This window comes from Polaribacter sp. (assembly GCF_024639685.1).
In the GTDB taxonomy this organism is placed as follows: domain Bacteria; phylum Bacteroidota; class Bacteroidia; order Flavobacteriales; family Flavobacteriaceae; genus Polaribacter.
The window spans coordinates 125,747-138,869 of sequence record NZ_JAHEHX010000018.1 but is presented as its reverse complement, the minus strand read 5'-3'; the positions used below and the strand labels follow the sequence as shown (position 1 = coordinate 138,869).

Here is a 13,123-nt window from a genome sequence, read left to right as displayed (position 1 = left end):
TCTTATTTTTTAATCTCTTTTGGTTTTTGATAAGATAATTGCTTCTTAAACTTTGGTATTGCATAGGTGTCTAATCCGTTAATAGTAGCAACATTCCCTTTAGAAAGGTTTATTAAACCATCATTTTCTAATAATTCATCTTTTACGTAAAGTTCTTCAATTTGAGCTACAATAAGCATTACATCGTTAGAAGGTACATATATTTCTTCAATAAATTTCATACTCATTTGTACAGGGACATCCTTTACAAAAGGTGCTTTATGTGCACCTTTAAACTCAGGTTCAAGATTGGTCATGTCAAACTCAGAAATTTCGTCTGCATATTTAGCAGAGGTATGGTGTGCATCTTCAATTATAGCCTCCCAAATATGATTAATTGTAAAATGGCCCAAATCTTTAAGGTTTTTGTGGGTATTTCTAGGCACAGTAGTTGGTCTTAGAATAAAACCTAATGTAGGAGGGCTAGAGCCTAAATGTGTTACAGAGCTAAAAACAGCAACATTTGTGATGCCTTCCTCTGATATGGTACCTAATAAGTTTGCTGATTTAAATCCAGAACAACTATTAATTAAGTTGATTCTGTAGATTTTATTGAGGTTATAAATGTCTTCTTGATTGAAAAATTGCATCTTTTTGTTTTGGTGATTAAAACAAAGATACAAATTGTTTAAGGTATTATTATTTATGTTAAACAAAAATAAAAGTTAAATTTTTAAAAGAAATAAAAAAAGCCTTTAGAAATTTTCTAAAGGCTTTAGTCGGGGTGGCAGGATTCGAACCTGCGACCTCCTCGTCCCAAACGAGGCGCGATGACCGGGCTACGCTACACCCCGAAAGTGTAAAATCGTAGTATAGTTTATCTCGAGAAACGTCGAGAGTCTACACCTCGATAATAGTCATCAATTCAAGGACTGCAAATATAGAATAATATTTATATATTGTAATTAAAATTAAAGATTTTATGTCTATGTATAAGATAACTTCCTGCCTTATTTTCTTATTTGTTTCTAACTTTATAGTGAATGCTCAACAACAAAGCTACGAGCTTATAGTGCCTAATTTAGATAATCCTTGGGGTTTTGTATTCTTACCAGATAATGCTATGATGATAAATGAAAAGTCTGGAAAGATTATTCATTTTAAAAATGGAGTTAAAACCGAAATAAAAAATACACCCAAAATCTATTTAAGAGGTCAAGGAGGTTTGTTAGACATAGAATTGCATCCTAATTATAAAAATAATGGATGGATATATTTTACTTATGCTTCGGGTATTGGAAGTGGAAGAGGAGGGAATACAACTTTAATGCGTGCCAAGCTTAAAGATAACAGTTTAGTAAGTCAAGAAGTGCTTTATAAAGCAACACCAAATACAACAAAAGGTCAGCATTTTGGCTCTAGAATTGTTTTTGACTCAGAAAATTGTGTTTATTTTAGTGTAGGAGATAGAGGGGATCGAGATGTTAATCCTCAAGACATAAATAGAGATGGAGGAAAAATATATCGTTTAAATGATGATGGATCCGTTCCTAAAGATAACCCGTTTGCGTCTTCAAACACAGCAAAGAAAGCCGTTTACAGTTATGGACACAGAAATCCTCAAGGAATGGTAGTCAATCCATTTACAGATGAAATTTGGTCTCATGAGCATGGTCCCAAAGGAGGTGATGAAATTAATATTATTAAAAAGGGCAAAAACTATGGATGGCCCAAAGTAAGTTATGGGGTAAATTATAGTGGTACAAAATTTACAGATAAAACCTATATGGAGGGAATGGAAAGCCCTATTCATTATTGGACACCCTCAATAGCGCCAAGTGGTATGGCTTTTATTAATAGTGATGTTTATGGAAACTGGAAAGGGAACTTATTGGTTGGTTCACTTAAGTTTCAATATTTAAGCAGGTGTATTATAAAAAAGAATCAGGTTTATAAAGAGGTAAAACTTTTGAAAGATATTGGTAGGGTAAGATCTATAGTGCAAGGTAAAGATGGTTTTATCTATGTAGGGGTAGAAAGATTAGGAATAATTAAACTCTTGCCTACATTGTAATAGAATTTATAAAGTCATTTTAATCGTCTATTTTTTCATTATTAAAACTTATAAACAATGCTTAAAAGAAGTTTTAAAAAACTATATTTTTACTTTTTTTAAAAGATAATTGAATTATGTCAGAAGCTACAGAAAAAATAAAATGTTTAATAATAGGATCTGGTCCTGCAGGGTATACTGCAGCTATATATGCAGCCAGAGCAGATATGAAACCTGTAATGTATACAGGTATGCAAATGGGTGGACAGTTGACTACAACCACAGAAGTAGATAATTTTCCTGGTTATAAAGATGGTACAGACGGAACTGCAATGATGATGGATTTAAAACATCAAGCAGAAAGATTTGGTACAGATGTTCGTTTCGGAATGGTTACAGCTGTTACTTTGAGTGATGAGGTTGGAGGTGTTCATAAAGTAATTGTTGATGAAAATAAAGAGATAGAGGCAAATACGATAATAATATCTACTGGTGCTACTGCGAAATATTTAGGTATAGAAAGCGAACAACGCCTTATTGGCGGTGGTGTTTCTGCTTGTGCTACCTGTGATGGTTTTTTTTATAAAGGGCAAGAAGTAGTAGTAGTGGGTGGTGGAGATACTGCTGCTGAAGAAGCTACGTATCTTGCAAATATTTGTTCTAAAGTATATTTATTGGTGCGTAAAGACCATATGAGAGCTTCTAAAGCAATGCAACATAGAGTTGATAAAACCGAAAATATAGAAGTTTTATACAATACAGAAGTAGAGGAGGTATTGGGAGATAACGTGGTTTCTGGAGTTACCGCTATTAACAATCAAACAAAAAAAACTACAGAAATTTCGGTAACAGGTATTTTTATTGCTATTGGTCATACGCCAAACTCTAACTTGTTTAAAGGTCTCTTAGACATGGATGAAACAGGATATCTAATTACTGAAGGTAAAACTACAAAAACAAATATGCCAGGTGTTTTTGCAGCAGGCGACATACAAGATAAGGAATACAGACAAGCTGTAACAGCTGCAGGTACTGGTTGTATGGCTGCCTTAGACGCAGAACGTTATTTAGGTGCTATAGAATAATGTATTTTAATTAAAAAAAAGGAGGTCTTTATTTTTTAAAGGCCTTTTCTTTTTTTCTTTGAAGATTATGCCATAGCACTTGCTTTTTTTGATTTTCGATATAAAAATTTATTGAAAATATTTCGCTTACCAAATTTGTTAATTGACTTTGCGTTGATGAATTTTCCGAATAAAATTTTACTAACACCAAAATATTCATAGGTATTACCATCTGTAAAAGTAACCTCTAGTAACATACTTTTGTGATGCCAATCTGCAACTTGAAAATCTGTTATTGTTGTTTTATATGCCTCTAAATTTGCCTCTTTAGTTTCAGGTGCGATACTTACTAAAAAATGATATCCATCAATGATTTTAGTACTTATTATTTCTGCTTCTGCTTTTTTACTTACATCTGTAAACTTATCTGGGTGCCATTCTTTTACTAAGTTTCTATAAGTACTCTTTAAAGCTTTAATTCTATAGCGTCTTCTACGCCAAAAAGCTTCTTGTATTCTTTAATACGTTTCATATGTTGAATTACTATTTTGCACAAAAGTATTCATAATTAGTAGAGTAAAGTATAAAAAAAGTACAATTTAGGTTTTCTATTTTTTAAGATGATAATAGTATGGAACAAAATTTATTTTTTCTTAGCTGATGCGATTTTTCTACAAAGAAGAAAGACCATTTTTTAAAAAAAATGGTCTTTGGTATTTAGAATATAACGTTATATGTATTTAAAAGCAGTATTTGTTTTCAGCTTTCATAGTATCCGCAATTTGGTTACGTAAAGCAACTACATTTGGGTAATTTGTGTATTTCGTAAAACGCTTTAATCCCATTAATAGCATACGTTGTTCATCACCTTCAGCAAAAGAAATAATACCTTCTCTACCATTTTTTGCAATAATTTCTACAGCATTATACAAGTATAATTTAGCCATGGCTATTTGACCTTTTTGAGCATCTTCTCCAAAACGTTTTGCATTTTTCTCTGCACGTAGTAAAGTAGATTCTGCCATATACACTTCATTTAAAATTTCTGCAGCAGCTAATAATAGTTGTTGATGTTGTTCTAAATCTGGTCCGTATTTTTGAATTGCAGCACCTGCAACCATTAAAAACACCTTCTTTAATTTGGCAATCATCTCTTTTTCTTCTGCAAACAACTCAGAATAATCTGGTGTATCAAAAGAAGGTATTCCCATTAATTCATCTGCTACTGCTGTTGCTGGGCCTAATAAATCTACATGCCCTTTCATTGCTTTTTTTATCAGCATCCCTACAGATAACATTCGGTTAATTTCATTAGTACCTTCGTAAATACGAGATATTCTAGCATCTCTCCAAGCAGCTTCCATAGGTGTTTCTTCAGAGAATCCCATTCCTCCAAAAATTTGAATTCCTTCGTCTGCACAAGCTTGTACATCTTCAGAAACGGTTACTTTAAGAATAGAGCATTCAATTGCATATTCTTCTACACCTTTTAATTCTGCTTCTTGATGAGGGTTACCTGAAGCCATTCTCATTTCAATTCTGTCTTCAATATCTTTAGCAGCTCTATAGCTTGCAGATTCACCTGCATAACAATTAGTAGCCATTTCTGCTAATTTTGCTTTAATGGCACCAAAATCTGCAATAGGAGTTTTAAATTGTTTTCTTTCGTTAGCATATTGTAATGCGGTTGTTAACACTCTTCTTTGAGAATCTATACAAGCAGCAGCTAATTTAATACGACCAACATTTAAAGCATTTACTGCAATTTTAAATCCACCACCTCTAACAGATAACATATTTTCTGCAGGGACTACAGTATCGTTAAAAAATACTTGTCTTGTAGAACTTGCTCTAATACCTAATTTATGTTCTTCTTCTCCTAAGGTAATTCCATTCGGATTTGCAGCATCATATTCAACGATGAAACCTGTAATGTTTTTATCATTTTCAATACGTGCAAAAACAATCATCAAATTACAGAAGCCTGCATTTGAGATCCACATTTTTTGTCCGTTAATTTTATATGATTTTCTATCTTCTGTTAAATTTGCAGTAGTTTTACCAGAGTTAGCATCAGAACCAGCACCTGGTTCCGTTAAACAATAGGCACCCATCCATTCACCAGTAGCTAATTTTGGCACATATTTTTGTTTCTGTTCTTCTGTACCATATAAGGTAATTGGCATAGTACCAATTCCTGTATGCGCACCAAAAGCTGTACTAAATGAGCCATTTCCACTAGAAATGTACTCACAAGTAATCATTGTTGATACAAAGCCCATACCCATTCCTCCATATTCTTCAGGAACGGCTACCCCTAAAAAGCCAAGTTCACCAGCTTTTTTCATTACTTCTTCTGTTAAAGCATAGTCTTTAGCTTCAAAACGATCTCTATTTGCTACAATTTCTCTGTCTGTAAATTCTCTTACAGCATCTTTCATCATTACTTGCTCTTCAGAAAAATCTTCTGGAGTAAAAATGTCTTCGCACTTTGATTCTTTTACAAGGAATTGTCCTCCTCTTAAAATTTCTTTATTTGTTGTTTCCATAATATTATATTTTTTGGGGAGTTTAGTTTAAAAATTCAAAAATACCAGCAGCACCTTGTCCTGTTCCAACACACATGGTTACCATTCCGTATTTGTTATTCATTTCTCTTTTACGCATTTCATCAAATAATTGAACAGATAATTTAGCACCTGTACAACCTAATGGATGACCTAAAGCAATTGCACCACCATTTACATTGATGATATCTGGATTTAAGCCTAATTCACGAATTACAGCTAAAGATTGAGAAGCAAACGCTTCATTCAACTCAATTAAACCTACATCGTTTTGATTTAAACCTGCTTGTTTTAATGCTTTTGGAATTGCAGCAACTGGACCAATACCCATAATTCTTGGAGGTACACCAGCAGCAGTATAACTTACCATTCTTGCAATTGGTTCTAGGCTTAATTCCTTAACCATATCCTCACTCATAACCATTGCAAAAGCAGCACCATCACTCATTTGAGATGAATTACCAGCGGTTACACTACCATTTGCAGCAAATACAGGACGTAATCTTGTTAAACCTGCAAGGTTAGAACCTTTTCTTGGTCCTTCGTCTTTATTTACGGTGTACTTTTTAGTAGCTTTTTTACCATTTGCATCAACGTAAGTCTGTTCTACATCAATAGGTACAATTTGGTCTTGGAATCTGTTTTCTTCTAAAGCTTTCAAGGCTTTTAAATGAGAGTTTAAAGCAAACTCATCTTGGTCTTCTCTAGAAACCTTAAATTCATTAGCCACTGCTTCTGCAGTATTACCCATTCCCCAATAATATTCTTCATGACCAGAAGCCACAGTATCATAATTTAATTCTGGTTTAAAACCTGTCATTGGCACCGAACTCATGCTTTCTGCACCACCTGCAATAATACAATCTGCCATTCCAGATTGAATTTTTGCAACAGCCATACCAATTGTTTCTAGTCCTGATGAACAAAAACGGTTTACAGTAACTCCAGGAACATCAACAATATCTAACCCCATTAAAGAGATTAAACGTGCCATGTTTAACCCTTGAGAACCTTCGGGCATTGCATTACCTACAATTACATCATCAATTCTTTTTTTATCAAAATCAGGCAGTTCATTCATCATATATTGAATGGTTTCTGCAGCTAATTCATCTGCTCTTTTAAATCTAAACAATCCTTTTGGTGCTTTACCAACTGCTGTTCTATATGCTTTTACTATATATGCTGTTTTCATATTTTTATTTTAAGAAAAGAGAGAATAGAGAAGAGAAATTAGAAAAGTATCTTTTGTCTTTATTCTTGGCTCTTTTTTCTGTTATCTAGTTACGTAAGGGTTTTCCTGTTTTTAACATGTGCTGAATTCTTTCTAAAGTTTTACGTTCTGTACATAAACTTAAAAATGCTTCACGTTCAATGTCTAATAAATATTGCTCTGATACTTTGGTTGGTTCAGATAAATCTCCTCCAGCCATTACATATGCTAATTTATTAGCTATTTTTTGATCGTGAGCAGAAATGTAGTTACTAGCTTCCATAGAATCTGTTCCTACTAAGAACATCCCTAATGCTTGCTTACCTAATACTAAAACATCTTTACGTTTTACAGGTTGTGTATAACCAGCTTCAGCCATTAAAAGGGCGTGTTTTTTAGCTTGCGCTATTTGTCTGTCTTTATTTACAACAACAACATCTTTCCCTTTTTGTAATAATCCTAAATCGAAAGCTTCATAAGCAGAAGTGGCTACTTTAGCCATACCAATAGTTAAAAAGTGTTCTTGTAAAACGTTAAGTTGAACATCACCTTTATCAAACTTATCAGAAGCTCTTAAGGCCATTTCTTTAGAACCACCTCCACCAGGAATTACACCAACTCCAAACTCTACAAGACCCATGTACGTTTCTGCTGCTGCAACTACTTTATCTGCGTGTAAAGAAATTTCACAACCACCACCTAAAGCCATTCCATGAGGAGCAGAAATTGTTGGTATTGCAGAATAACGCATACGCATCATTGTATCTTGAAAATATTTGATAGCCATGTTTAGCTCATCATATTCTTGTTCTGCAGCCATCATAAAAATCATACCAATATTGGCACCTACAGAAAAGTTTGCTGCTTGGTTACCAACAACTAAACCTTGGTGATTCTTTTCAGCTAAATCTATTGCTTTGTTTATAGCTGCTAAAACATCACCACCAATAGTATTCATTTTAGATTGGAATTCTAAGTTTAAAATTCCATCTCCTAAATCTTCAATTACTGCACCAGAGTTTTTCCAAACTTGGTTTGATTTTCTAATATTATCTAAAATGATAAATGAATCTTGACCTGGTTTTTTAGTTAGTGTTTTTGTTACTACATCATAATAATATGTTGCACCATCTTTTACAGTGTAGAAAGAATCGTTATTATTTGCTAACATTTCTTCTACCCAAGCTGCAACTTCATGACCTTCTGCCTTCATAATTGCTACACCTTTGGCTACACCCACAGCATCCCAAATTTGGAAAGGGCCATGTTCCCAACCAAAACCTGCTCTTAAACCGTCATCTATTCTATAGATTTCGTCAGAAATTTCAGGAATTCTATTTTGTACATACCCAAACATTGCTGCAAATGACTTTCTATAAAATTCCCCAGCTTTGTCTTTACCGGCAACTAAAATTTTAAAACGCTCTGCAACATTATCAATCGTTTTTGTTAATTCTAAAGTTGCAAATTTTGCTTTTTTCTTTTCTCTATATTCTAACGTATTTAAGTCCAATGATAAAATGTTTTTTTTGCCATTGGCATCTTTTGTCATTTTGTAAAAACCTTGCTTTGTTTTGCTTCCTAACATTTTGTTTTCCATCATATGGTTTACAAAATCAGGAATTACAAACTGCGCTCTCATTTCATCTTCGGGACAATTGTCTTTAACTCCGTTTGCAGTATGTACTAAAGTGTCTAAACCAACAACATCAATGGTTCTAAATGTAGCAGATTTTGGACGCCCAATCACTGGGCCAGTTAATTTGTCTACTTCTTCTATAGTTAAGTCCATTTCTTTTACAAAATGGAACAAACTCATAATACCGAAAATACCAATTCTATTTCCAATAAATGCTGGTGTATCTTTTGCTAAAACAGAAGTTTTACCTAAAAATTTATCACCATACATCATTAAGAAATCTGTAACTTCTTGTTTGCAATTTGGCCCAGGAACAACTTCGAAAAGTTTTAAATATCTTGGTGGATTAAAGAAATGAGTTACAGCAAAATGTTTCTTGAAATCTTCACTTCTATCTTCGTTCATAAATTTGATAGGTATACCAGAAGTGTTTGATGTTATTAAAGTACCAGGAGTTCTGTGTTCTTCAATTTTTTCAAAAACAGCTTTTTTAATGTCTAATCTTTCTACAACAACTTCCATTACCCAATCTACATCTTTTATAAGGTGCAGATCATCATCAATAGTACCAGTAGTAATTCTACTCGCAAATTTTTGACTATAAATAGGTGATGGTTTTGATTTTAAAGAAGCTGCTAAAGCATAATTTACTAAACGATTACGAACTGCTTTATCTTCTAATGTAAGTCCCTTTGCTTTTTCTTTATCATTTAATTCTCTTGGAACAATATCCAATAAAAGAACTTCTACGCCAATATTTGCAAAGTGACAAGCAATACCAGATCCCATAATACCAGATCCGATAATAGCTACTTTTTTAATTCTTCTTCTCATTTATATAAGTTTAATTTTAGTTGTCTTGATGTACGGGTTCAAAAATTTTTTTCTCGGCAATAAGTTTGTTTATGGTTACCATTACTTTAAAGAATGCTTCCAATTCGTTTTCAGTTACATGTTCTCTTACCACATTATTAAACTGATAGACATGACTTTTAGAAAACTTGCGCATTTCTAAACCATAATCTGTTAGTTTAATAATAACACTTCTACCATCTTCTGGGTTTTTTTCTCTAAAAATAGCTCCTTTTTCTTCCATAGATTTTAAAATCCTTGAAAGGCTCGTAGGTTCCATGCCCATTAAAGGTCCTAAAGCTGTACTTGGTGTGCCATTTTCTTTGTCTATTGTAAGCAACACAAAAGCTGTAGCCATAGTACTGTTGTAATTGGTGGCTTGCTCATTATACATTTTTGCAACTGCTTGCCAAGTTGCTCGTAATTGATGATCTATAGATTTATTTTTATCCATAGTACCAAAGATATAAAAAATATACTATGCACGCATAGTATATTTAAAAAAGTTATGCATGCATAGTAAAATTAACATTTCGTTTATTTGTAACAATTTCTATGTTTTCATAACTAATTAAAATATGTAAGTTTGTAAGAAGAGTTTTTTTTAATCACAATTAATTAAAAAAACAAATGAAAAATGTATTAGAAATTAATAATGTTACTAAAAATTATGGAGATTTTAGAGCATTAAATAACGTATCTATTCACATTCCAAAAGGAAGTGTTTACGGTTTGTTAGGTCCTAACGGTGCAGGTAAAACTTCTTTGATTCGAATTATTAATCAAATTACTATGGCAGATTCTGGGACTGTTTTTTTAGATGGAGATTTATTAACTCCTAAACATACTGCCGATATTGGTTATATGCCTGAAGAGCGCGGATTATATAAATCCATGAAAGTAGGAGAGCAAGCCTTGTATTTAGCGCAATTAAAGGGGTTGTCAAAGTCTGAAGCTAAAAAAAGATTAAAATACTGGTTTGAAAAGTTTGATATTATGGCTTGGTGGAACAAGAAAATAGAAGAACTTTCTAAAGGTATGGCTCAAAAAGTGCAATTTATTGTTACAGTAATGCACAATCCTAAACTTTTAATTTTTGATGAACCATTCTCTGGTTTCGATCCTATAAACGCACAAATTATTGCCAAAGAAATTTTACAATTAAGAGATGAAGGTGCCACTATTATTTTTTCTACACATAGAATGGAATCTGTAGAGGAAATGTGTGATGAAATTGCATTAATAGATAAATCTAATAAAATTTTAGATGGAACTTTAAATGCTATAAAGAACGAATTTAGAACAAATACCTTTCAAATTGGGGTGCAAACAGAAAACCCAAAAGAGTTAGAGGCTCTCTTGAAAGAAAATTTTGAAGTTTTTCCTTCAGATTTTAAGTTGTTAGGGAATGAATATACTACAAATGTAAAGCTTAGTGCTACAGCCGCCGCTAACGATTTATTATCACTTTTAGCGAGTAAAGGTCAGGTGCAGCACTTTTTAGAATTAATTCCTAGTGCCAATGATATTTTTATTCAAGCTGTACATAAAAATCAATAAAAAAGATGGGTAAACTAAAACTTATTATACAGCGAGAATTTATTGCTAAAGTTAGAAATAAATCATTCATCATAATGACTTTTTTAAGTCCATTAATAATGCTGGCTATGGGGGCTTTAGTCTTCTTTTTAATGAAAAAGAACGATCAGAAAATTAAAGAAATTGTATATGTAGACAATTCAGGTTTATTCTCTAAAGAAGATTTTAAAGACACAAAAACATTACACTATAAAGATTTTACTTCTCTTGGACTAGAAGCAACTAAGAAAAAAGTTGAGAAAGGTGATTTTTTCGGCGCCTTAATCATACCTAAAAACGACAGTTTGGCTATTCTGGCTAGCTCTGTAGAATTCTATTCAAAAGATTCACCTGGTATTTCAATTATTAACTCCTTAGAGAATAAAATAGAAACCAAACTTAGGAATGTGCAATTAAACTACTTTGGTATAGATATTAATAAAATTAATGCTTCTAGAATACGATCAGATATTAAGATGTTTAATTTTTCTGGAGAAGAGTTTTCTAAGCTTATTAATGGTTTAAAAATTGGGGTGGGAGCAATTACAGGCTACTTATTAATGATGTTTGTTATTATTTACGGAACTTCAGTAATGAGGAGTGTTATTGAAGAAAAAACAAGTAGAATTATAGAAATTATTGTATCCTCTGTAAAACCTTTTCAATTGATGTTAGGTAAAATAATTGGAAATGCTACTGCAGGCTTATTACAATTCTTTATATGGGGAATTATAATTTTTATAATTACAACTGTTCTATCTTCTTTTTTTGGAGTAGATGTGGTAGAAATGCAAACTAGTGCTATTTCTGCGCAACAATTAGAAACTGCGAAACAAATTACGGGGGCAAATAAATTACAATTGGTCATTCAAGAAATACTACGACTTCCAATTTTGAAATTATTTTTATTGTTCATTTTTTATTTCTTGGGAGGATATATGTTGTACAGTTCATTATTTGCTGCTGTTGGGGCAGCTGTAGACAACGAAACAGATACACAGCAGTTCATGTTGCCAATTATGTTGCCTTTAATTTTAGCTGTATATGTAGGTTTTGCTACAGTAATTAGTGACCCTCATGGACCTATTTCTGTTGCTTTTTCATACATACCATTAACAAGTCCAATTGTGATGTTAATGAGAGTTCCATTCGGTGTATTGTGGTATGAATTAGTAATTTCTATGACCTTATTAATAGTTACTTTTGTATTTATGGTTTGGTTTGCAGCTAAAATTTATAGGGTAGGAATTTTAATGTATGGTAAAAAACCAACCTATAAGGATTTGTATAAGTGGATAAAATATAAAGGTTAAATGTATCAAGACAGTTTAGAAAAGGTAAAAAAAACAATTGTAGAAGAAATAACTTCTATTTTAGATTATACCTTCGTTTTTAGTAACGAAATAAGTATTACTATTAAAGGCTTGCTTTTTGTTGCAATAGCTCTAGTAATAACCTCTTTTGTACTAAAATTATTTAGGAAATTTGTAACTAGAAAAATGCCTGAAAACGATAAACAAAAATTCGTTTCTGTTTTTGGTTATATGAGATGGATTGTCTTTTTAACCATATTTCTAATTGCTATGAATACTTCAGGTGTAAATGTTACTGCAATATTTGCAGCTTCAGCGGCACTTTTAATTGGTGTTGGTTTAGCTTTACAAACCTTGTTTCAAGACATTATTTCTGGAATTTTTATTTTAGTAGATCAATCTGTACATGTAGGTGATATTATAGAGTTAGAGGGTAAAGTAGGACGAGTTTTAGATATTAGACTAAGAACAACAAGAGCTGTTACAGTAGATAATAAAGTTTTGGTAATTCCAAATCATTTATATTTAACCAATATTTTATACAATTGGACAGAAAATGGAACAGAAACAAGAGAAAGTGTAGAAGTGGGGGTTGCTTATGGTTCCGACATTGGTTTGGTAAAAAAGATACTATTAGAAATTGCTACTAATCAGCCTAACGTATTAAAAACTCCAGCTCCAATTGTTTTATTTACAGATTTTGCTGAAAGTAGTTTGAATTTTAAAGTAGCTTTTACACTTGATAATAGTTTTGAAGCCCGTTTTACGCAAAGTAATATACGTTTTGAAATAGATAAAGCATTTAGAGAACATCAAATTTCTATTCCTTTTCCGCAAAGAGACGTTCACCTAATAAAATAAAAGA

Annotated in this window: 10 protein-coding genes, 1 tRNA gene and 1 pseudogene; 5 read left to right on the top strand and 7 right to left on the bottom strand. The window is 32.3% G+C overall.

All coding sequences use genetic code 11. The features are described from left to right. Nucleotides 1-2: 2 nt before the first annotated feature. Complete coding sequence (locus tag Q0L44_RS05705) at nucleotides 3-629, bottom strand: flavin reductase (protein ID WP_296636463.1); 627 nt, start codon at nucleotides 627-629, stop codon at nucleotides 3-5. 129 nt (nucleotides 630-758) lie between these two features. Then, a tRNA-Pro gene (locus Q0L44_RS05700) sits at nucleotides 759-833 on the bottom strand. Between the two features lie 134 nt (nucleotides 834-967). Here Q0L44_RS05700 and Q0L44_RS05695 point away from each other — a divergent pair. Together Q0L44_RS05695 and trxB are read left to right on the top strand one after the other, a co-directional pair. Then, nucleotides 968-2,053, top strand: a complete 1,086-nt coding sequence (locus Q0L44_RS05695) for a PQQ-dependent sugar dehydrogenase (RefSeq protein ID WP_296636460.1) — start codon at nucleotides 968-970, stop codon at nucleotides 2,051-2,053. Nucleotides 2,054-2,169: 116 nt separating this feature from the next. Then, the gene (trxB, locus tag Q0L44_RS05690; protein WP_296636457.1) at nucleotides 2,170-3,117 is read left to right on the top strand and encodes a thioredoxin-disulfide reductase; all 948 of its coding nucleotides are present in this window, start codon (nucleotides 2,170-2,172) and stop codon (nucleotides 3,115-3,117) included. A gap of 65 nt (nucleotides 3,118-3,182) precedes the next feature. Here trxB and Q0L44_RS05685 read toward each other — a convergent pair. The 5 genes and pseudogenes from Q0L44_RS05685 to Q0L44_RS05665 form a co-directional block, all read right to left on the bottom strand. Continuing rightward, nucleotides 3,183-3,628, bottom strand: a pseudogene (locus tag Q0L44_RS05685) (KTSC domain-containing protein). A gap of 208 nt (nucleotides 3,629-3,836) precedes the next feature. Beyond that, entirely contained in the window at nucleotides 3,837-5,645 is a 1,809-nt protein-coding gene (locus Q0L44_RS05680) for an acyl-CoA dehydrogenase family protein (protein ID WP_296636454.1), read from the bottom strand. A 22-nt stretch (nucleotides 5,646-5,667) separates the two neighbouring features. Continuing rightward, entirely contained in the window at nucleotides 5,668-6,858 is a 1,191-nt protein-coding gene (locus Q0L44_RS05675) for an acetyl-CoA C-acyltransferase (protein ID WP_296636450.1), read from the bottom strand. A gap of 85 nt (nucleotides 6,859-6,943) precedes the next feature. After that, nucleotides 6,944-9,349: a 3-hydroxyacyl-CoA dehydrogenase/enoyl-CoA hydratase family protein gene (locus Q0L44_RS05670; protein WP_296636448.1), complete on the bottom strand. Its 2,406-nt coding sequence runs from the start codon at nucleotides 9,347-9,349 to the stop codon at nucleotides 6,944-6,946. A gap of 16 nt (nucleotides 9,350-9,365) precedes the next feature. Next, entirely contained in the window at nucleotides 9,366-9,821 is a 456-nt protein-coding gene (locus tag Q0L44_RS05665) for a MarR family transcriptional regulator (RefSeq protein ID WP_296636445.1), read from the bottom strand. A 176-nt stretch (nucleotides 9,822-9,997) separates the two neighbouring features. Here Q0L44_RS05665 and Q0L44_RS05660 point away from each other — a divergent pair, with 176 nt between their 5' ends. From Q0L44_RS05660 to Q0L44_RS05650, 3 genes are read left to right on the top strand one after another with little or no spacing between them, the layout of a single operon-like run. Beyond that, the gene (locus Q0L44_RS05660) at nucleotides 9,998-10,927 is read left to right on the top strand and encodes an ATP-binding cassette domain-containing protein (RefSeq protein ID WP_296636442.1); all 930 of its coding nucleotides are present in this window, start codon (nucleotides 9,998-10,000) and stop codon (nucleotides 10,925-10,927) included. Nucleotides 10,928-10,932: 5 nt separating this feature from the next. Beyond that, a complete protein-coding gene (locus Q0L44_RS05655) occupies nucleotides 10,933-12,258 on the top strand; it encodes an ABC transporter permease (RefSeq protein ID WP_296636439.1) in 1,326 nt (441 codons plus the stop codon). Then, a complete protein-coding gene (locus Q0L44_RS05650; RefSeq protein ID WP_296636436.1) occupies nucleotides 12,259-13,119 on the top strand; it encodes a mechanosensitive ion channel domain-containing protein in 861 nt (286 codons plus the stop codon). Nucleotides 13,120-13,123 lie beyond the last annotated feature (4 nt).

Excerpts from the sequence above, each read along its gene's own strand:
- Q0L44_RS05705 (WP_296636463.1), bottom strand. The coding sequence starts at position 629 with ATGCAATTTTTCAATCAAGAAGACATTTATAACCTCAATAAAATCTAC.
- Q0L44_RS05680 (WP_296636454.1), bottom strand. The coding sequence starts at position 5,645 with ATGGAAACAACAAATAAAGAAATTTTAAGAGGAGGACAATTCCTTGTA.
- Q0L44_RS05650 (WP_296636436.1), top strand. The coding sequence starts at position 12,259 with ATGTATCAAGACAGTTTAGAAAAGGTAAAAAAAACAATTGTAGAAGAA.
- Q0L44_RS05655 (WP_296636439.1), top strand. The coding sequence starts at position 10,933 with ATGGGTAAACTAAAACTTATTATACAGCGAGAATTTATTGCTAAAGTT.
- Q0L44_RS05660 (WP_296636442.1), top strand. The coding sequence starts at position 9,998 with ATGAAAAATGTATTAGAAATTAATAATGTTACTAAAAATTATGGAGAT.
- Q0L44_RS05675 (WP_296636450.1), bottom strand. The coding sequence starts at position 6,858 with ATGAAAACAGCATATATAGTAAAAGCATATAGAACAGCAGTTGGTAAA.
- trxB (WP_296636457.1), top strand. The coding sequence starts at position 2,170 with ATGTCAGAAGCTACAGAAAAAATAAAATGTTTAATAATAGGATCTGGT.
- Q0L44_RS05665 (WP_296636445.1), bottom strand. The coding sequence starts at position 9,821 with ATGGATAAAAATAAATCTATAGATCATCAATTACGAGCAACTTGGCAA.
- Q0L44_RS05695 (WP_296636460.1), top strand. The coding sequence starts at position 968 with ATGTATAAGATAACTTCCTGCCTTATTTTCTTATTTGTTTCTAACTTT.
- Q0L44_RS05670 (WP_296636448.1), bottom strand. The coding sequence starts at position 9,349 with ATGAGAAGAAGAATTAAAAAAGTAGCTATTATCGGATCTGGTATTATG.